Annotated in this window: 16 protein-coding genes; 14 read left to right on the top strand and 2 right to left on the bottom strand. The window is 62.5% G+C overall.

What is annotated here, in order from left to right:
- Positions 1-9 precede the first annotated feature (9 nt).
- Positions 10-1,467, top strand: a complete 1,458-nt coding sequence (tldD, locus tag VDP79_RS05800; RefSeq protein ID WP_323017276.1) for a metalloprotease TldD — start codon at positions 10-12, stop codon at positions 1,465-1,467.
- A 50-nt stretch (positions 1,468-1,517) separates the two neighbouring features.
- Here tldD and pncB read toward each other — a convergent pair whose 3' ends face one another.
- The gene (pncB, locus tag VDP79_RS05805; RefSeq protein ID WP_323017277.1) at positions 1,518-2,735 is read right to left on the bottom strand and encodes a nicotinate phosphoribosyltransferase; all 1,218 of its coding nucleotides are present in this window, start codon (positions 2,733-2,735) and stop codon (positions 1,518-1,520) included.
- 104 nt (positions 2,736-2,839) lie between these two features.
- On the opposite strand from pncB, the gene VDP79_RS05810 reads away from it, so the two are divergent.
- A complete protein-coding gene (locus VDP79_RS05810; RefSeq protein WP_323017278.1) occupies positions 2,840-4,462 on the top strand; it encodes a fatty acid--CoA ligase in 1,623 nt (540 codons plus the stop codon).
- Between the two features lie 45 nt (positions 4,463-4,507).
- Here the strand turns inward: VDP79_RS05810 and VDP79_RS05815 are convergent, their stop codons facing one another.
- Positions 4,508-7,369, bottom strand: coding sequence for a valine--tRNA ligase (locus tag VDP79_RS05815; protein ID WP_323017279.1), 2,862 nt, complete (start codon positions 7,367-7,369; stop codon positions 4,508-4,510).
- A gap of 158 nt (positions 7,370-7,527) precedes the next feature.
- On the opposite strand from VDP79_RS05815, the gene ndk reads away from it, so the two are divergent.
- From ndk to hflK, 12 genes are all read left to right on the top strand, one after another.
- The gene (gene ndk, locus VDP79_RS05820) at positions 7,528-7,953 is read left to right on the top strand and encodes a nucleoside-diphosphate kinase (RefSeq protein WP_323017280.1); all 426 of its coding nucleotides are present in this window, start codon (positions 7,528-7,530) and stop codon (positions 7,951-7,953) included.
- 78 nt (positions 7,954-8,031) lie between these two features.
- Positions 8,032-9,183 carry a 23S rRNA (adenine(2503)-C(2))-methyltransferase RlmN gene (gene rlmN / locus VDP79_RS05825; protein WP_323017281.1) on the top strand — a complete coding sequence of 384 codons (1,152 nt, stop codon included), beginning with the start codon at positions 8,032-8,034 and terminating at the stop codon, positions 9,181-9,183.
- 44 nt (positions 9,184-9,227) lie between these two features.
- The gene (locus VDP79_RS05830; RefSeq protein ID WP_323017282.1) at positions 9,228-9,680 is read left to right on the top strand and encodes a helix-turn-helix transcriptional regulator; all 453 of its coding nucleotides are present in this window, start codon (positions 9,228-9,230) and stop codon (positions 9,678-9,680) included.
- On the top strand, positions 9,677-10,984 hold the full coding sequence (gene ispG / locus VDP79_RS05835) for a flavodoxin-dependent (E)-4-hydroxy-3-methylbut-2-enyl-diphosphate synthase (protein ID WP_323017283.1): 1,308 nt from the start codon (positions 9,677-9,679) through the stop codon (positions 10,982-10,984). Before VDP79_RS05830 ends, ispG begins: the two co-directional genes overlap by 4 nt.
- 3 nt (positions 10,985-10,987) lie before the next feature.
- Positions 10,988-12,271 carry a histidine--tRNA ligase gene (gene hisS / locus VDP79_RS05840; RefSeq protein WP_323017284.1) on the top strand — a complete coding sequence of 428 codons (1,284 nt, stop codon included), beginning with the start codon at positions 10,988-10,990 and terminating at the stop codon, positions 12,269-12,271.
- Between the two features lie 8 nt (positions 12,272-12,279).
- Positions 12,280-12,918 (top strand): tetratricopeptide repeat protein, encoded by a 639-nt coding sequence (locus VDP79_RS05845; protein ID WP_323017285.1) that lies wholly within the window; start codon positions 12,280-12,282, stop codon positions 12,916-12,918.
- Positions 12,919-12,923: 5 nt separating this feature from the next.
- Positions 12,924-14,075: an outer membrane protein assembly factor BamB gene (bamB, locus tag VDP79_RS05850; RefSeq protein WP_323017286.1), complete on the top strand. Its 1,152-nt coding sequence runs from the start codon at positions 12,924-12,926 to the stop codon at positions 14,073-14,075.
- Position 14,076: 1 nt separating this feature from the next.
- Entirely contained in the window at positions 14,077-15,462 is a 1,386-nt protein-coding gene (gene der, locus VDP79_RS05855) for a ribosome biogenesis GTPase Der (protein WP_323017582.1), read from the top strand.
- On the top strand, positions 15,459-16,535 hold the full coding sequence (hisC, locus tag VDP79_RS05860) for a histidinol-phosphate transaminase (protein ID WP_323017287.1): 1,077 nt from the start codon (positions 15,459-15,461) through the stop codon (positions 16,533-16,535). The genes der and hisC overlap by 4 nt, the downstream gene beginning before the upstream one ends.
- 99 nt (positions 16,536-16,634) lie before the next feature.
- Positions 16,635-16,871: an RNA chaperone Hfq gene (gene hfq / locus VDP79_RS05865; protein WP_322995321.1), complete on the top strand. Its 237-nt coding sequence runs from the start codon at positions 16,635-16,637 to the stop codon at positions 16,869-16,871.
- A 187-nt stretch (positions 16,872-17,058) separates the two neighbouring features.
- Entirely contained in the window at positions 17,059-18,162 is a 1,104-nt protein-coding gene (gene hflX, locus VDP79_RS05870) for a GTPase HflX (protein ID WP_323017583.1), read from the top strand.
- On the top strand, positions 18,140-19,462 hold the full coding sequence (gene hflK, locus VDP79_RS05875; RefSeq protein WP_416233055.1) for an FtsH protease activity modulator HflK: 1,323 nt from the start codon (positions 18,140-18,142) through the stop codon (positions 19,460-19,462). Before hflX ends, hflK begins: the two co-directional genes overlap by 23 nt.
- The last annotated feature ends 8 nt before the right edge of the window (positions 19,463-19,470 follow it).

Genomic DNA, 19,470 nt, shown 5'->3' on the forward strand with positions numbered 1-19,470 from the left:
TTGTTTCTGATGAAAGTGATTGAACCGGGCCTGGATGCCCTGAATACTGCGCGCTCCCTGTTGTTGGACCCCTGGGGGCTGGATGAATCCCATCTCGCCCGTGCGCTGTCCGAAATTCACACCCATCGGGTCGATTATGCCGATCTGTATTTTCAATACAGCTGCTCCGAGGGCTGGAGCCTTGAAGAAGGCATCGTCAAAACAGGCAGTTTCTCGATCGATCAAGGCGTCGGGGTGCGGGCCGTCAGCGGTGAAAAGACCGCTTTCGCCTATTCCGACAGCCTGTCCCCGGCTGCCTTGCTGTCTTCGGCCCAGGCGGTGCGCACCATTGCTCGTCAGGGGGCAGGGCGCCGCCGCGTGGATGGCGGGCTGGAGTCGCCCCATCATTTATATCCGGCAGTCAATCCTGTGGATTCCCTGTCCGCGCCCGATAAGGTCGCCCTGCTGGAACGCGTCGAGTCCATGGCGCGCGCGGCGGATCCGGAAATCATTCAGGTCATGGCGGGCCTGGCGGCAGAATATGACGTCATCCTGGTGGCCGGCAGTGACGGTCGCCTGGTGGCCGACGTGCGTCCGCTGGTGCGGCTGTCCCTGACGGTCATCGCCGAGCGCAAGGGCCGGCGCGAAATGGGTCATGGCGGCGGGGGCGGTCGTACCGGCCTGGCCTACTTTACGGACGACATTCTGCGCGGCTATGTGGACCGTGCCGTGCACGAAGCCCGGGTCAATCTGCAGGCGCGCCCGGCCCCGGCAGGGCAGATGACGGTGGTGCTGGGGTCTGGCTGGCCCGGCATATTGCTGCACGAAGCCGTCGGCCACGGTCTGGAAGGCGATTTCAATCGCAAGGGGTCCAGCGTGTTTTCCGGGCGTATCGGAGAACGCGTCGCCTCGCGTGGGGTCACGGTGGTCGATGACGGTACATTGGCGGATCGGCGCGGCTCTCTGAATGTGGACGACGAGGGTCATCCCACTCAGCATAACGTGCTGATCGAAGACGGCGTATTGCGCGGCTATATGCAGGATTCTTTGAATGCGCGGCTGATGAAACAGGCGCCTACCGGCAATGGCCGGCGCGAATCCTATGCGCACCTGCCCATGCCTCGCATGACCAATACCTATATGCTGGCAGGCAAGGCCGACCCGCAGGAAATCATCGCATCCGTCGATCGAGGGCTATATGCCGCCAATTTCGGCGGCGGTCAGGTAGACATCACCAGCGGGAAATTCGTGTTTTCCGCCTCCGAGGCCTATCTGATCGAAAAGGGCAAGATCACCCACCCGGTCAAGGGCGCTACGCTGATCGGCAGCGGTCCGGAAGCCATGCGCCGCATCGGCATGATCGGCCATGATCTGGCGCTGGATTCGGGGGTCGGCACGTGCGGCAAGGAAGGCCAAAGCGTCCCTGTCGGGGTTGGCATGCCGACGCTGCGTATCGACGGTCTGACAGTAGGGGGCACGGCCTCCTGATCTTGCCGGCACGGCGGCAGGCGCGGGCCCCGATCGGGCCCGCTGTGCATTCAGCTTGCGAGCTGCGGGTTCCGGCCGAATACCTGTCGCAGATAAGCCAGGAAAGTCGCATCTGTGCAGTGTTCCTTGCCGGGGCTGTCGGGTAGTTTCGCGGTAGGCATGCCATTGCATTCAAACAGCTTCATGACGATATTCAAGGGGCGGGGACCCAGGTCGTTCGTCAGGTTCGTGCCGATGCCGAATCCCAGTTGAACCTGATCTGCAAAGTGATGGTAGATATCCAACGTTCGCGGTAGATCCAGGCCGTCGGAAAAGACGAATCGCTTGCTGGCGGGGTCGATACGCAAGGTTCGATAATGCGCCAACGCCTTTTCGCCCCAGGCGATCGGGTCGCCTGAATCATGGCGCAAGCCGTCAAACAGCTTGGCGAAATACAGGTCGAAATCCGCCAGGAATGCGTCCATGCCCACCACGTCGGTCAGAGCGATGCCCAGATCCCCCCGATATTCCTGCACCCAGTCTTCCAGGGCGCTGCGTTGAAAATCCCGCAGGCGGACCTTGCCGAAAGCTTGGTAGGACTGCAGATATTCATGCGCCATGGTACCCACCGGCACCAGTTCGTGGGATTTTGCCAGCGCGACATTCGAGGTGGCAGTGACGATATGCGGGACGGCGGCTCGGAGTTGTTCCACGACCTCGATCTGCCAGGCGCGGGAAAAGCGCCGCCGCAGGCCGAAATCGGAAATCTGCAGCGGGAAACGGCGGGCGGGCTGTGTGGAAAAATCCTGCAGCAAGGCGATTTTTTCCTGCAAGCGGCGGCGGCCTTCGGCCATGACGTCAGGTGTCTGGTGACGACGGAAATACAGTTCGTTGACGATGGCCAGTATGAATATTTCAAACGCCATGACATGAACCTGCGGGCCTCTGGCAACGATATCCAAGGTATCGCCTTGCGTGCTGACCTGGATGAAGCGCCGCTGAAAATGAAAGAGCGAGAGAAAATCGACAAAATCGGATTTGATATAGCGCAGCCGGCCCAGATAATCCAGTTCCGCCTGACTGAACCGCAGGCTGCATAGGTGGTCGATCTGGGCTTCGATGGCTGGCGCCAGATCGGCCAGCGGGTGCTCGGGCGCTTGGCGGCAGATGAAGCGGTATTCCGCCTGGGCCGCCGGATGGCGATGCAGCATGGCCTGCCACATCGTGAACTTGTATAGGTCGGTATCCAGCAGGGATTCGATCACAGGCTGGAAAGCAGCGGAATTCATGGGTGTCGCCGGAAAAATAGGGATAGGTTCATCTTAGCGGATTTCAAACGCGGGCCTGGGGTATAAACCCATAACACACGTGTTATCCACCAGGAGGCCTGTCCATGATCGCTGATTCCCCGATGGCCGCATCGTCGGCCTACGGCTATCCTTTGCTGATCAAGCAACTCTTTGAGTCGGCTCGGGCGACTGCCAGCCAGAATGAAATCGTGTATCAGGGCCGCCGTTTGCGCTATGCGGATTTCTTCGACCGGGTGGTGCGCCTGGCCCGCGCGTTGGGCAATATGGGGGTGCGCCAGGGCGATACCGTGGCGATCATGGATTGGGACAGCCATCGCTATCTCGAGGCATTCTTTGCGGTGCCCATGATGGGTGCGATCCTGCAGACCGTCAATGTCCGCCTTTCGCCCGATCAGATCGCCTATACCCTGAATGATGCCGGAGCCGGCGTGCTGTTGATCCACGACGATTTCGTTCCCATTCTCGGCGCGATCCGGCCGCAGCTGCAGACGGTGCGTCATTATCTTTCCTTGACCGATCAGCCGGATGGCGGTCGCTCGGGCCCCGATGGTGAATACGAAGCCCTCTTGTCGCAGGCTGGGGCGGATTTTGAGTTTCCCGAGCTGGATGAGCAGACCCGCGCCACCACTTTCTATACGACCGGGACCACCGGTCGTCCCAAAGGGGTGTTCTTCAGCCATCGGCAGTTGGTCCTGCACACCTTGTCCGTTGCGGCGGTGCTGGGCAGCCCGCTGGCGCAGGGGCGGTTGCATCGGGACGATGTCTATATGCCCATGACGCCCATGTTTCACGTGCATGCCTGGGGACTGCCGTATGTCGCCACGATGCTGGGACTGCAGCAGATCTATCCGGGGCGTTATCTGCCTGAAGCGCTGTTGCGCCTGATCCGGGATGAACGGGTCACTTTTTCCCATTCGGTGCCGACCATCCTGCATATGCTGCTGGGTCATGCCGATGCGGCAGACATGGATTTTTCCGCTCTCAAGATGATCATCGGCGGCTCCGCCCTGCCTCAGGGGCTGGCGCAGGCGGCGTTGGATCGCGGCATGGATGTGTTCACCGGATACGGCATGTCCGAAACCTGCCCGATCCTGACGCTGGTGCAATTGCGGGATGCGGCGGCGGATGCGCAGACGCAGTTGCGTGACCGCACGCGCACGGGGTATGCCATTCCCCTGGTGGCGCTGCGGGTGGTGGATGAGCGGATGCAGGATGTGGCGCACGATGGTTTCAGCGTGGGGGAAATCGTGGTCCGCGCGCCCTGGTTGACGCAAGGCTACCTGCACAATCCGCAGGCCTCTGAGGCCCTGTGGCAGGGCGGCTGGCTGCACACAGGAGACATCGGCATGCTGGATGCCCGGGGCATGTTGACGGTCACGGATCGCCTGAAGGACGTCATCAAGACCGGCGGCGAATGGGTGTCGTCCCTGGCGCTGGAAGATACGATTTCCCGCCACCCCGCCGTCAGTGAAGTCGCCGTGGTGGCTGCGCCCGATGAGCGGTGGGGGGAACGTCCTCTGGCTCTGGTGGTGCTGCGGCCCGGACAGTCCGCCGATGCGGCGCAGATCCGGGCGCTGGTGCAGGCGGAAGTCGATGCGGGCCGATTGTCCCGCTATGCCGTGCCTGAGCAGGTGCGTTTCATGGATGCCTTGCCGCGCACCAGCGTCGGCAAACTTAATAAGCGCGTCATGCGCGAAGGGCTGTAGGCAAAGGGCAGGGGGCGCGGTGCTTGCCGCCCCCCGCGCCGTCGCTCAGTCCTTCAAGCGGTCCCGCTGTACGCGGACGCGCTCCAGGGTTTCACCGAACTGGACCATCCGGGCCTTTTCCTGCTCGACGACGGCTGCTGGGGCGCGTTCGACGAAGCTGGCATTGGACAGTTTGTGCTCGGCCTTGGCGATTTCCTTTTCCAGGCGGTCGATTTCCTTGTCCAGGCGGGCGCGTTCGGCCGCCACGTCGATTTCCACGTGCAGCATCAGCTGGGTCGTGCCCACGACCTGCACCGGGGCGCCCAGGTCAGGCAGGCTGTCCACGGCCTGGACGTTGTCCAGTCTGGCCAGCGCCATCAGGTAGGGGCTCAGCTCGTCCAGACCGGCGTCGGCTCCCTGGACCAGCAGGGGCACGCGCTGACCCGGCGCCAGGTTCATTTCTCCGCGTAGCGCCCGGATCGCGTCGGTCAGCGACTTGAAGGTCGCCATGCGGCGGGTGGCGTCGGCGTCCAGCAGCGTGTCGCGGGTTTGCGGATAGGCCTGCGTGCTGATGCTGGCGGTGTCGTCGTCGCGGCGCACGCCCGCCGCCACCGAGACTTTCTGCCAGAGCTCTTCGGTGATGAAGGGCATGATCGGGTGCGCCAGGCGCAGCAGGGTTTCCAGCACATGGATCAGGGTGCGGCGCGTCGCCGCCTGCTGGATGGCGTCACCGGTTTGCAGGCGGACTTTGGCCAGTTCCAGGTACCAGTCGCAGTATTCGTCCCAGATGAAGTGGTACAGGCGGTCGGCCACCTGATCGAAGCGGTATTGATCGAATCCTGCGTGGACGTCGCGGATCAGTTGCTGCAGGCCGTCGATGATCCAGCGATCGGCAAAGGACAGATCGCCTGCCTGAGGCTGGCCCAGGTCGTGGCCCTCGACGTTCATCAGCACAAAGCGGGTGGCGTTCCAGAGCTTGTTGCAGAAATTTCGATAGCCTTCGCAACGCTTCAGGTCGAAGTTGATGTTGCGCCCCAGGGTGGCGTAGGCGGCCATGGTGAAGCGCAGCGCATCGGCGCCATAGGCGGGGATGCCATCGGGGTAGTCCTTGCGGGTGCGTTTGCGGATCGCGTCGGCCTGCTTGGGGTTCATCAGGCCCGCCGTACGCTTGGCCAGCAGCGGGTCCAGCGAAATGCCGTCGATCAAGTCCACCGGGTCGATGGTGTTGCCCTTGGATTTGGACATTTTCTTGCCTTCCATGTCGCAGACCAGGCCGTGCACGTAGACCGTGTGGAAAGGCACCTGGCCGGTTTGGTGCATGCTCATCATGATCATGCGCGCGACCCAGAAGAAAATGATGTCGAAGCCCGTCACCAGCACGCTGGAGGGCAGGTAGCGGGCCAGGTCAGGGGTCTGTTCGGGCCAGCCCAGGTCGGTGAAGGGCACCAGCGCCGACGAGAACCAGGTGTCCAGCACGTCCGGGTCGCGGATGAGCGGGCCGGTGACGCCGGCGGCGCGGGCCTGCCGTTCGGCGTCTTCGGCCGAGCGGGCGACGAAGATGCGGCCGTCTTCAGCGTGCCAGGCGGGGATTTGGTGGCCCCACCACAGCTGTCGGGAAATGCACCAGTCCTGGATTTTTTCCAGCCACTGGTTATAGGTGGTCGTCCAGTTTTCGGGGACGAAGCGCACGCGGCCATCGGCCACGACGTCCAGGGCGACCTCGGTGATGCTCTTGCCGGGGTGCAGGCTGTCCTCGGGAGCGGCTTTGCTCATGGCGACGAACCATTGGTCCGTCAGCATGGGTTCGATGATGCTGTTGGTGCGATCGCCGCGCGGTACCATCAGTTTATGGTCGCGCACCTGTTGCAGCAGGCCTTGGGATTCCAGGTCGGCCACGATGCGTTTGCGGGCCTCGTAGCGGTCCAGGCCGCGGTAGGCGGCAGGGGCGTCGTCGTTGATCCTGGCATCCAGGGTCAGCACGCTGATCATGGGCAGGCCGTGCCGCTGACCCACGGCATAGTCGTTGAAATCGTGCGCCGGCGTGACTTTGACGACGCCGGTGCCGAATTCACGGTCGACGTAGTCGTCGGCGATGATGGGGATTTCCCGCCCGACCAGGGGCAGGGTGACGGTGCGTCCGACCAGGCGGGCGTAGCGTTCGTCGTCGGGGTGCACCATGACGGCCACGTCGCCCAGCATGGTTTCCGGCCGCGTGGTGGCGACGACCAGATGGGTCAGGCCATCGGCCGGAGTGGTCAGCGGATAGCGGATTTCCCACATGTGGCCGTTTTCTTCGGCGCTGACGACTTCCAGATCGGAGACGGCGGTACCCAGTACCGGATCCCAGTTCACCAGGCGCTTGCCTCGGTAGATCAGGCCCTGTTCATATAGACGCACAAAGGTCTCGACGACTCCGCGCGACAGGCGGTCGTCCATGGTGAAGTATTCACGCGACCAGTCGCACGACGAGCCCAGGCGGCGAAACTGACCGGTGATGGTGCTGCCGGATTTTTCCTTCCAGGCCCAGACGCGTTCCAGGAATTTTTCCCGCCCCAGGTCGTGGCGTGAAATGCCTTCGGCATCCAATTGACGTTCGACCACGATCTGGGTGGCGATGCCCGCGTGGTCGGTGCCGGGAATAAAGACCGTGTCGTCGCCGTTCATCCGATGGTAGCGGATCAGGCCGTCCATGACGGTCTGGTTGAAGGCGTGGCCCATGTGCAGGGTGCCGGTGACGTTGGGCGGCGGAAACTGGATGGCAAAGGGCGTGGACGCGCGCCCAGCAGCCGGTTCGACATGCCGTCCCCCGGCGAACAGCCCCCGTCGATTCCATTCGTCATACCAGCGGGATTCGATATCCTGGGGTTCAAAGCTTTTGGGAAGGGAGTGTGAATCGCTCATGGGTTCTGACGACGAAAAAACGATCATTGTAGGCGGATGTGGTGGAAATCGCGCATGGTAAAATGCGCGGTTGACCGTTAGCATCCGCAACGCCTGCTTTTTGGCTGGCTGCGCGTCGCGCGGGATTCATTCTACCTTTGCATCGGGAAAATCCCTTTTCCCGTTTCTTTACCGGAAATCTTTTCATGGCTATCGAACGCACTCTTTCCATCATCAAGCCCGACGCCGTAGCGAAAAACGTCATCGGCCAGATCGTCGCCCGCTTCGAGCAGGCCGATCTGAAGGTCATCGCCGCTCGTTTGCAGCAGCTGTCGCGCAGCGAAGCCGAGCGCTTCTATGCGGTTCACAGCGCGCGCCCCTTCTTCAAGGATCTGGTGGACTTCATGGTATCCGGCCCGGTATTTGTCCAGGTGCTGGAAGGTGAATCTGCGATTGCCAAGAACCGTGACCTGATGGGCGCCACCGATCCGAAAAAAGCGGCTCCCGGCACCATTCGCGCCGACTTCGCCGACAGCATCGACGCCAATGCCGTGCATGGTTCCGATGCGGCGGAAACGGCTGCGGTTGAAATCGCGTTTTTCTTTCCCGAAAGCAATGTGTTCAGCCGCTGATGCCGGCTGACGGGGCACGGATATCCGGGCCCTGGGTGCCCTGCTGAAAGGGCATCGGTTTTTATTGGTTGATCGTTCATGTCTGGCACCGAATCCGTCAATGTCCTGGGTCTTGACCCGGCCGCCCTGGAAGCGCTGGTCGCACAATGGGGCGGCAAGCCCTTTCGTGCGCGGCAGCTGTCCCAATGGGTACACCAGCGCGGTGTGGATCGGTTTGCCGACATGAGCGATCTGGCCAAGGATTTTCGTGCGCAATTGGATGCGCACTGCGTCGTGCAGGCGCCCCCCCTGAATCTGGAAAAACGCTCCAGCGACGGTACGCGCAAATGGCTGTTCGACATGGGAGCCGGCAATGCCATCGAAACGGTGTTCATTCCCGAAGACGATCGCGGCACGCTCTGTATTTCCAGTCAGGCCGGCTGCACGGTGGCCTGTCCTTTCTGCTCGACTGGCTATCAGGGCTTCAGCCGCAACCTGACGAGCGCCGAGATCATCGGCCAGCTCTGGTACGCCAATCGCGCTTTGCGCGATGACCCGCATGCAGCCCGTCTGAACGGTCCTGCCGAAGACGCGCAGCGGGCCGTCAGCAATGTGGTCATGATGGGCATGGGCGAACCCCTGCTGAATTATGACCAGGTATTGGGAGCCTTGCGCTTGATGGTCAGCGATCATGCCTATGGCTTGTCGCGCCGCCGCGTCACGGTCTCGACATCGGGTGTTGTGCCCATGATCGACCGGCTGGCTCAGGATTGCCCGGTGGCCCTGGCCGTGTCGCTGCATGCCCCCAATGACACGCTGCGTGACCGGCTGGTGCCGCTGAACCGCAAATACCCCTTGGCGGAACTGCTGGCTGCCTGCAACCGTTATCTGGATCACGCGCCCCGCGACTTCATTACATTCGAGTACATTATGCTCGATGGAGTCAATGATGCGGATGAACAAGCGCGAGAGCTGATCGACATCGCCCGGCAGGTGCGCTGCAAATTCAATCTGATTCCTTTCAATCCGTTCCCACAGTCCGGCCTGCGGCGTTCGCCGGCGGCGCGCATCCGTCTGTTTGCCCAGCAACTGCTGGATGCAGGACTGGTGGTGACGGTACGCAAGACACGGGGCGACGATATCGACGCCGCCTGTGGCCAATTGGCGGGCGAGGTCCGAGACCGCACCCGCATCGATGAACGCTTGCCGGATCGCGCCCGGATCGTCATACGCAAAAAGGAGCATGGATGAGTGAATCCCTGAGGGACAGCCTGATGCGGCAGGAATCACCTGGCATGGAAACTCTATCCGTCGGGGATTCGCTGAAGCAATTGCGCGAGACGCGCGGGCTGACGCTGTCTGAAGTCTCTGCGCGGATCAAGTATTCCGCCATTCAGCTGGGCTACCTGGAAGCCGATGATTGGGCGCGCTTGCCCGATGGCGTGCCTCTGCGCGGCCTGGTGCGCAATTACGCCCGCTTCCTGGATGGCGACGTAGATGCCGTCTTGCGCCTGCTGGATCAGGCGGTGGGTCCTACCCGGCCGCAACCTACCGTGACGGCGCTGGGTGCACGACGCGCTTTGCAGCAGGCCGACATGAATCCCAAGGGCGAGCCTGCCCACCGGACCTGGGCCTGGCTGCTGCTGCTGTTGGTCTTGTTCGGCGTGGTCGGCGTCTATGCCGTTAATCGGGGCTGGGTTCCCGAACAGTGGTTGGTTTTTGATTGGTTGAAGGCTTTGCGTCCATGACGTCTGCAGTGAATACCGAACCCTCGACGGCCGCCCGCCGTCCCACGCGCGCCGTTGCGGTGCGCTGGGGCGGCCATGTGGTGCAGGTCGGGGGCGATGCTCCGGTCGTGGTGCAGTCCATGACCAATACCGATACGGCTGATCCCGAAGCCACCGCCCTTCAGGTGCGTGAATTGTGGCAGGCAGGATCGGAACTGGTGCGGATTACGGTCAATACCCCCGAGGCTGCCGCCCGGGTCGGCGATCTGCGCAATGCCTTGGACCGCATGGATGTACCGGTCCCTCTGGTGGGCGATTTTCATTACAACGGCCACAAGCTGCTGACGCAGTTCCCGGATTGCGCTCAGGCCCTGTCCAAATACCGCATCAATCCGGGCAATATGGGCGGCGGAAAGCGCCGCGACGACAACTTCGCGCAGATGATCGAAGTCGCCTGCCGCTATGACAAGCCCATCCGCATCGGGGTGAACTGGGGCAGTCTGGATCACGAACTGCTGGCGCGGATGATGGACGACAATGCGGCGCAGGCCGCACCCCGGACCGCCAATGCCGTGATGCGCGACGCCCTGGTGGTCTCGGCTATCAGCAATGCGGAACGCGCCCAGGAATTGGGTTTGCCGGGCAATGCCATCGTGCTGTCTTGCAAGGTCAGCCATGTGCAGGATCTGATCGCTGTCTATCAGGATCTTTCGCGCCGCTGCGACTACCCGCTGCACCTGGGGCTGACCGAGGCCGGCATGGGGTCCAAGGGCATCGTGGCCTCGACGGCAGCGCTGGCTGTCTTGTTGCAACAAGGCATCGGCGACACGATCCGGATTTCCCTGACACCGGAACCCGGCGGCGACCGCAGCCGTGAAGTCATCGTGGCCCAGGAAATCCTGCAGACCATGGGCCTGCGCGCCTTTACGCCGATGGTGGTGGCCTGCCCCGGTTGCGGACGCACCAGCAGCACCGTCTTTCAGGAACTTGCCGCCAGCATCCAGACCTATCTGCGCACGCAGATGCCGGTCTGGAAAAATCAGTATCCTGGCGTCGAAAACATGCACGTCGCCGTCATGGGCTGCGTGGTCAATGGGCCGGGTGAAAGCCGTCATGCCGACATCGGTATCAGTCTGCCGGGCACCGGCGAAATTCCCGCCGCGCCGGTCTATGTCGATGGGCAACGGACGGTGACCCTGAAGGGCGATGCCATCGCCGAGGAATTCAAGCAGATCGTGGAAGATTATGTGGCGCAGCGCTACGGGCAAACGGCCGGCGAACAGCCCGCCCATCGTCCGGGTGTCGTGCCGCGTCAAGCAGGTTGATGCATGTCCGAATTCAAGAAAGTCGCCGGCCTGACCGGCATGAAAGATACCCTGCCGCCTGAATCCGCGTGCTGGGAACAGTTGGAATCCCTGGTGCGCGACTGGCTGGCCGGCTATGGCTACCAGAACATGCGCACGCCCGTGCTGGAACAGACGCATTTGTTCACCCGGGGCATCGGCGAGGTCACCGATATCGTCGAAAAAGAGATGTATTCCTTTGTCGATCCCTTGAATGACGAGCGTCTGACGATGCGTCCGGAATTCACGGCGGGCATCGTGCGCGCGGCGATCGAACACAACTTCCTATATGATCGGCCGCGTCGCATCTACGCCATGGGGCCGGTGTTTCGGCACGAACGCCCTCAGCGCGGCCGGTATCGCCAGTTCCACCAGATCGATGTCGAGGCCTTGGGTTTCCCGGGGCCGGATGTGGATGCGGAACTGATCCTCATGCTGGCGCGACTGTGGCGTCTGCTGGGGCTGAATGATATGCGCCTGGAGCTGAACTCCTTGGGACAGCCAGCGGAGCGCGCCGCGCATCGCGCTGCACTGATCGCTCACTTGGAACAGCACAGGGATGTGCTTGACGACGAAGCCCAGCGTCGCATGCATAGCAATCCCCTGCGGGTGCTGGATACAAAAAATCCCGCCATGCAGGAGATGGCCAATGCCGCGCCGCGCCTGTTCGATTTCCTGGGGGACGAGTCCCTGGCGCATTATCAGGGCCTCTGCGCCCGTCTGGATGATGCCGGCATTGTCTATACCCTGAATCCCCGCCTGGTGCGCGGGCTGGACTACTACAATCTAACCGTCTTTGAATGGGTGACGGATCGCCTGGGCGCTCAGGGGACCGTGTGCGGCGGCGGGCGCTATGATGGCCTGATCGAACTGCTGGGCGGCAAACCCGCTCCGGCAGTAGGTTTCGCCATCGGCATGGAACGCCTGCTGGATCTTTGGCAGCAGGATGCGCAGGTATCGGCGCCAGCTGAATGCCAGGTGTATCTGGTGCATCAGGGTGATGACGCCCAGCGGCAAGCTGCCCAGCTGGCCGAATCCCTGCGGGATGCGGGCATGCGGGCACTTGTCCACGCCGGCTCGACTGGGTTTAAATCACAATTTCGCCGGGCGGATGCCAGCGGGGCGATTGCCGCCGTGATCATCGGAGGTGACGAGCTGACCGCAAGGGCCGCCACGGTGAAATGGCTGCGGGGCGATGCCCAGGGCGACTCGCAGCAGGAATCGGTCGCTTTCGACCAGCTGGTGCATCATCTCAAGCAAAGGATCTGATTACAGGCATGGCATACGATCTCGAAGAACAGGAAAAAATTGACGCGCTGAAGGCCTGGTGGGAACGCTATGGCACTTTTGGCATGGTGCTGGTGCTGGCGGTCGTGGCCGCCTTTGCCGGCTGGCGCGGCTGGCAGTGGTATGCCTCGCATCAAGCCTCGCAGGCCATGGGCTACTACGAGGCCCTGGAAACTGCAGCCAGTCAACAGGGCGATGACGCCGTGACCCGCATCAAGGCGGCCAGCACGGCGCTGCGTCATGACTATGCCGGTTCCGGCTATGCCGCCCGCGGCGTGCTGGTGGCCGCCTGGGCGCTGCAGGAGCGCAATGATCTGGATGGCGCGCGCGAACAACTGGAATGGCTGGTGAGCGATGGATCGGCGTCCGCCGTGCAAGCGGTTGCCCGCTTGCGCCTGGCCGGGGTGCTGCTGACGCAGAAACACTATGATCTGGCGCTGGCTCAGTTGCAAGGCACGGCGCCTGACGGCTTTGCAGGCCTGTATGCGGATCGGCGCGGCGATGTGCTGGCAGCCCAAGGGCATGCAGATCAGGCGATCCAGGCCTGGGGCGAGGCGCTCAAGGCCTTCGGCGCAGATCCTGCCGCCCAGATCGTCCAGCTGAAAATCGATGCTTTGAACGGAGCCTGAGCCCCATGCGTATTCCTGTTCGTCTGTTTCGCGCTGCCATCCTCGGTCTGATGGCGGCGGGACTGTCCGGCTGCGGTCTGTTTTCCAGCCCGGACGCCCGCTTTGATCCTGCACCGCTCACGGATTACACGCCAACATTGTCGGTCGCGACCCGCTGGTCGGTTTCCATCGGCAGCGGCGGGGATTACGGCTTTGAGCCCCAGTTGGTCGGGGATACGGTCTATGCGGCTACGCCTTCAGGGGCCGTGGCGGCGGTCGATCTGTCTTCTGGCGCCTTGCGTTGGCGGGCAGGCGACGAACCCCTGCAAGCCGGAGCGGGCAGCGATGGCCGCACGACAGCGGTCGTCACCCGTCAGGGTATGGTGGTGGCTTATGATGCTCAGGGCAAGGAAATCTGGCGCAGCCAGGCGGCCAGCGCCGTCAATGTGCCGCCGACAGTGGGTAACGGTATCGTTGTCGTGCGCACGACCGATTACCGCATCCAGGCGTTCGACGAGTCGACCGGCAAGCTGCGCTGGAATGTGCAACGGCCTGGCCCTGCGCTGGCCTTGCGCACCAGTATTCGTATGGCGATGGTGCCCAATCTGCTGATTGCGGGCATGCCCAATGGTCGTTTGCTGGCTGTCGATACGGCCTCAGGGACGGTGCGTTGGGAGGGCTCGGTGTCGGCCTCGCGGGGGGCGTCCGACCTAGAGCGCATCAGCGACGTGGTCGGCGAACCGTTGACGATCGGGCCCTTGCTGTGCGGCGTCAGCTATCAGGGCCGCACCAGTTGCTTTGATGTGTCGCAGGGCGGCCGCGCCGTCTGGGGGCAGGATGTTGCGTCGGCTACCGGCATGGCGACAGACGGTCAGCGCCTGTATATACCGGACATGCGCGATGTCGTCCGGGCATTGGATCTGAAAGACGGTCAAGAACAATGGCAGCAGCCTGCGCTGCTGAATCGGCGCCTGAGCGCACCTGCCGTGGCAGGGCGCGCGGTCGCCGTCGGCGACTATCAGGGCTATCTGCATTTTCTATCCCGTGTCGACGGCAGCCTGATGGCTCGCTTGCAGGTCGGCGGCGGGCCGATCACGTCCGCACTGCTGGCGACGCCCCGAGGCGTCGTGGTGCAGACGGGCAGCGGCAATCTGATGCTGGTAGGTGTGAGTGACTGATTTGCATTTCAAACCGGTGGTGTCCCTGGTCGGGCGCACCAATGTCGGTAAGTCGACCCTGTTCAATCGCCTGACGCGATCGCGTGCAGCCCTGGTAGCGAATATCTCGGGCCTGACACGCGACCGCCACTATGGGGAAGGCCGGGTCGGGGACTTTCCCTTCATCGTGGTCGATACCGGCGGTTTCGAGCCGGTCGCCACGCGCGGTATCCTGGTCGAGATGGCCCGCCAGACGGCGCAGGCGATTGCCGAATCCGATGTGGTGCTGTTTCTGGTGGATGGGCGCGAAGGCATCAACGCCCACGATCATGAAATCGCCCGCCTGTTGCGCAAGACCGGGCAGCGTGTGCTGCTGGCCGTGAACAAGGCCGAAGGCATGCGCGATCATGCGGCCTTGGCCCAGTTTCACGAACTGGGTCTGGGCGAGCCGCATCCGATTTCAGCGGCGCACGGCGACGGGGTGCCTGCTCTGGTCGACGAGGCGCTGGCCGCCCTGCTGGCGCAGGCGCGCCAGTCGGCGGTTGACGCACCGGCGGACGAACTGGCCCCGGATGGCGAGGGCGCGCCGGTCGATCATCGGATCAAATTGGCTATCGCCGGGCGCCCGAATGTCGGCAAGTCCACGCTCATCAATACCTTGGTGGGTGAAGAGCGCGTGATCGCCTATGATCTGCCGGGCACGACGCGCGATGCCATCGAAATCGAATTCGAACGCGGAGATCGCCGCTATACCTTGATCGATACGGCGGGGCTGCGCCGCCGGGGCAAGGTCTTCGAAACCATAGAGAAATTCTCTGTCATCAAGACCTTGCAGGCCATCGAGGCCGCCAATGTCGTGCTGCTGCTGATTGATGCCCAGGACGGGATTTCCGATCAGGACGCCCACATCGCCGGGTTCGCCACCGAAGCCGGTCGTGCGTTGGTGGTCGGGCTGAACAAATGGGATGCCATCGACAGCGAACAGCGGGAATGGGTGCAGCGCGAATATGATCGCAAGCTGCGGTTCCTGTCTTTTGCCCGCGTGCTGCACCTGTCTGCCCTGAAGGGGCAGGGGGTGGGGCCGGTGCTCAAAGCCGTCGAGGCCGCTCATGCGGCGGCCTTTGCCAAACTGTCCACGCCCAAGCTGACGCGGGTGCTGCAGACCGCCGTCGAGCAGCAGCCGCCGCCGCGCAAAGGCATTTTTCGGCCGAAGATGCGCTACGCCCATCAGGGCGGGCAGAATCCGCCGCGCATCATCATCCACGGCAATGCCCTGGATGCTGTGCCGGATTCCTATCGACGCTACCTGGAAGGCCAGTTCCGCGAGGCATTCAAGCTGGCCGGGACGCCATTGAGCGTTGAATTCAAGTCCTCGCACAATCCCTATCTGAAGGACAACAATTCGTGAGCACGCTCTGGAGCGATCATGTCGCCGGTCTGATTCCGTATGTGCCAGGTGAGCAGGCCCGGATTCCAGATCTGCTCAAGCTGAATACCAACGAGAATCCCTACGGCCCGTCTCCCAAGGCGATCGAGGCCATGCAGGCGGCGCTGGGCGATGATCTGCGCCTGTATCCGGACTACCAGGCCCTGGGTTTGCGCCAGGCGATTGCGCGACGCTATCGTTTGCAGGCCGATCAGGTGTTTCTGGGCAATGGGTCAGACGAGATCCTGGCCCATGTATTCAATGCCTTGTTCCTGCGCGGCGGGCGGCTGTTGTGGTTGCCGGACGTGACCTACAGCTTTTATCGCACGTATTGTCGTTTTTACGATGTGCCGCATCGTCTGATTCCGTTGGCCGATGATTTCAGTCTGCGGGTGTCGGATTACACGCAGGCCGTCGAACAAGAGCCGGCCGGTATCATCTTTGCCAACCCGAACGCCCCGACCGGTCGCGCGCTGGGGCTGGACGCCATTGCGGCCATTGCCAAAGCCCATCCGGACAGCGCTGTGGTGGTAGACGAAGCCTATGTGGATTTCGGCGCCGAATCCGCCGCTGCCTTGCTGAGAGAGTTTCCCAATCTGCTGGTGGTGCATACGCTGTCCAAATCCCGCTCTCTGGCTGGTTTGCGGGTCGGCTATGCGCTGGCGTCCAGCGACCTGGTAGCAGGGCTGCTGCGGGTTAAGGATAGTTTCAATTCTTACCCTCTGGATCGTGTGGCGCTGGCTGGCGCTCAAGCCTCGATCGAGGACGAGGCCTGGTTCGAACGCACCCGGCACGCCGTCATCGACGCCCGGGAACAACTGGCGCAGGATTTGCAGGCGTTGGGTTTTGATGTGCTGCCTTCGCAGACGAATTTTCTCTTTGCCCGCCACCGTCGGCAGGATGCGGGCGAGATCGCCCAGGGCCTGCGTCATCAGGGCATCCTGGTGCGGCATTTCCAGGCGCCGCGCATCGAACAATACCTGCGCATCACGGTGGGGACGCCGGAACAGTGCGTCCGCTTGTGTGATACGCTGAAAGCCGTTTTATCCGCCTGATGAATTCACCATGCTGCAGCACGGTCACGACCGTGCTGCAGTGCATGAATCGCATTAAAATGTCCCAGTACTATAACTTCAATAACCGGAGCCTCGTTCATGAGCAATAAAGGGCAAATTCTTCAAGACCCCTTCCTAAACGCCTTGCGCAAGGACCACGTGCCTGTCTCTATCTATCTGGTCAATGGGATCAAGCTGCAGGGCCAGGTCGAGTCCTTCGATCAGTATGTTGTGCTGCTGCGTAACACGGTTACGCAGATGGTCTACAAACATGCCATTTCCACCGTCGTCCCCGCGCGTCCCGTCGCCTTCCAGGTGGATGACTCTGCTGAATAAATCCGCAGTAGGTCCCGCCGTGCCATCGCCCGCCATGCAGCTTGCCCTGGCGGGCATTCCTTTTGTACCCGTTGCCGGCATACAGACCTCGTGGGAGGCCTTTGGGGCGCCGGGCCGCCCCAAGCCCCAAGGCGCTTCCCTAGAGGGACAGCAAGCGGGTGATAGCCTGCGCGGCGTGGGGGGCTCTATGAAATCCCTGATCATCAGCGTTGATCTGGGCGATCCGGACTACACGGCGCATGCTGAAGAATTCCTGATGTTGGCGCGAGGAGCGGGGGCGGATGTTGCCGAAGTCCTGACGGTACGGCGTAGCCGGCCGGATGCGGCGGGATTCATCGGCTCCGGCAAAATCGAGGAAGCCGCCGCTCTGGTCGAGGCGACAGAGGCGGAAGTCGTTCTGTTCGATCAGCCGCTCAGTCCGGCGCAGCAGCGTAACCTGGAACGCCATTTCCAGGTGCGCGTCGTCGATCGCGTCGCCCTGATTCTGGATATTTTTGCCCTCAGGGCCAAAAGCCACGAAGGCAAGCTGCAGGTGGAATTGGCGCAGCTGCAGCATCTGTCCACTCGCCTGACGCGCATGTGGACCCACCTGGAACGCCAGCGGGGCGGGATCGGCGTGCGCGGGCCGGGCGAATCCCAGCTGGAAACCGATCGGCGCTTGATCGGCGTCCGGGTCAAGGCCCTGCGTGAACGGCTGGATCGCGTGCAGCGCCAGCGCCTGACGCAGCGCCGGGCGCGGGTGCGGGGGCAGACGCTGTCCGTGTCTTTGGTGGGGTATACCAATGCCGGAAAGTCGACGCTGTTCAATGCCCTGACCCGGGCCGACGCCTATGCCGCCGACCAGCTCTTCGCCACGCTGGACACCACTACGCGGCGGGTCTGGATCCAGGGGGCCGGGCAGGTCGTGGTATCGGATACGGTGGGATTTATCCGTTCCTTGCCGCCGCTGCTGGTGGCGGCGTTTCGGGCAACCCTGGAAGAAACCGTGCATGCCGATTTGCTGCTGCATGTCATCGATGCGGCCAGTCCACAGCGTGACGAGCAGGCCGGCGCGGTCAATCAGGTCTTGAAGGACATCGGTGCGGACGATATTCCGCAGATCCGGGTCTATAACAAAATCGACACGGCTGGGTATGATCCCCGGGTCGAGCGAAATGAACATGGTACGATTGCGCGAGTCTTTGTCAGTGCGCTGCAGCGCAGCGGTCTGGACGGCTTGCGGCAGTCGATTGCAGAATTTGGGGAGCCTACGGGAAACAATGCGTGGAATGAAACTGTTCAACCTGAATGATCCGGGCTGGGGGCGCGGTCAGCAGAATCAGGATAACGAGCCTTCCAATAAGCCCAATCCTGCCGGCGGGCCTCCCGACCTGGACGAGGTCTGGCGCGATTTCAACAAGCGCCTGACCGGCCTGTTCGGCAAACGGGGTGGCGGGCGTGGCCCGCGCGGACCCTCGGGCGGCGGACTGCCGTCCCTGCCGGGACCTTCGCCGCGCTTCGTGCTGCTGCTGGTCATCCTGGGTGTGTTGCTGTGGCTGGCCAGCGGGTTCATGATCGTGCAAGAAGGTCAGGTGGCCGTGGTCACGCGTTTCGGGAAATACACCCATACGCTGAACCCTGGCCTGCAGTGGCGTTTGCCGTACCCCATCGAAAACTCTCAGGACGTCAATATTGCGCAGTTGCGCACCTTTGAAGTCGGTTTCCGGGGGTCGTCGCGCAATAAGGTCCTGTCTGAATCCCTGATGCTGACCAACGATGAAAACATCGTCGATGTGCAGTTCGTGGTCCAGTATCGCCTGCGTCCTGACGGGGCGCCGGCTTATCTATTCAATACCAGCCAGCCGGACGAATCTGTGCGTCAGGCGGCGGAAACCGGCATGCGCGAGATCGTCGGGCGCAAACCCATGGACTTCGTCCTGTATTCCGGGCGTACCGAGGTCGCGACCGAAGTCCAGGCCTTGGCGCAAAGCATTCTGGACCGCTACGATACCGGCATCCAGATTTCCACGGTCGCTATCCAGAACGTGCAGCCGCCGGAACAGGTCCAGGCAGCCTTTGACGACGCCGTAAAGGCCGGCCAGGATCGCGAACGCCAGATCAACGAAGGTAATGCCTACGCCAGTCAGGTCCTGCCCGAGGCCGAAGGCCAATCGGCGCGGATGGTCCAGGAAGCCGAAGGCTACAGTGCCAAGGTCATCGGCCAGGCTCAGGGTAATACCTCGCGCTTTGACAGCGTGGCGGCCGAATATGCCAAGGCGCCGGCCATCACGCGTGAGCGCATCTATCTGGAAACCATGCAGGAACTCCTGAGCGACACCGCCAAGGTCATGATCGATGCGCCGGTAGGCAACAATATGCTGTACCTGCCGCTGGACAAGATCATGAATCAGGCCGCTCGCGGCGGGGCGGGCGCCCACTCGGCTGGTGATGCTTCTTCGGGATCTTCATCCTCCAGCAGTTCCCCGGTCAGTGCGGCAGGCGCCGGCGGCGCCCAGGCAGCCTCAAAGGCAGCCTCGTCGTCCAGCCAGTCCGCGGCGCGAGGCGTGCCCTCGGGTCTGGATTCGCTGATGCGCAGCCCGTATTCGAACTAGGAGCTCAA

The sequence above is a fragment of the Castellaniella sp. genome (genome assembly GCF_034675905.1).
GTDB lineage: Bacteria > Pseudomonadota > Gammaproteobacteria > Burkholderiales > Burkholderiaceae_B > Castellaniella.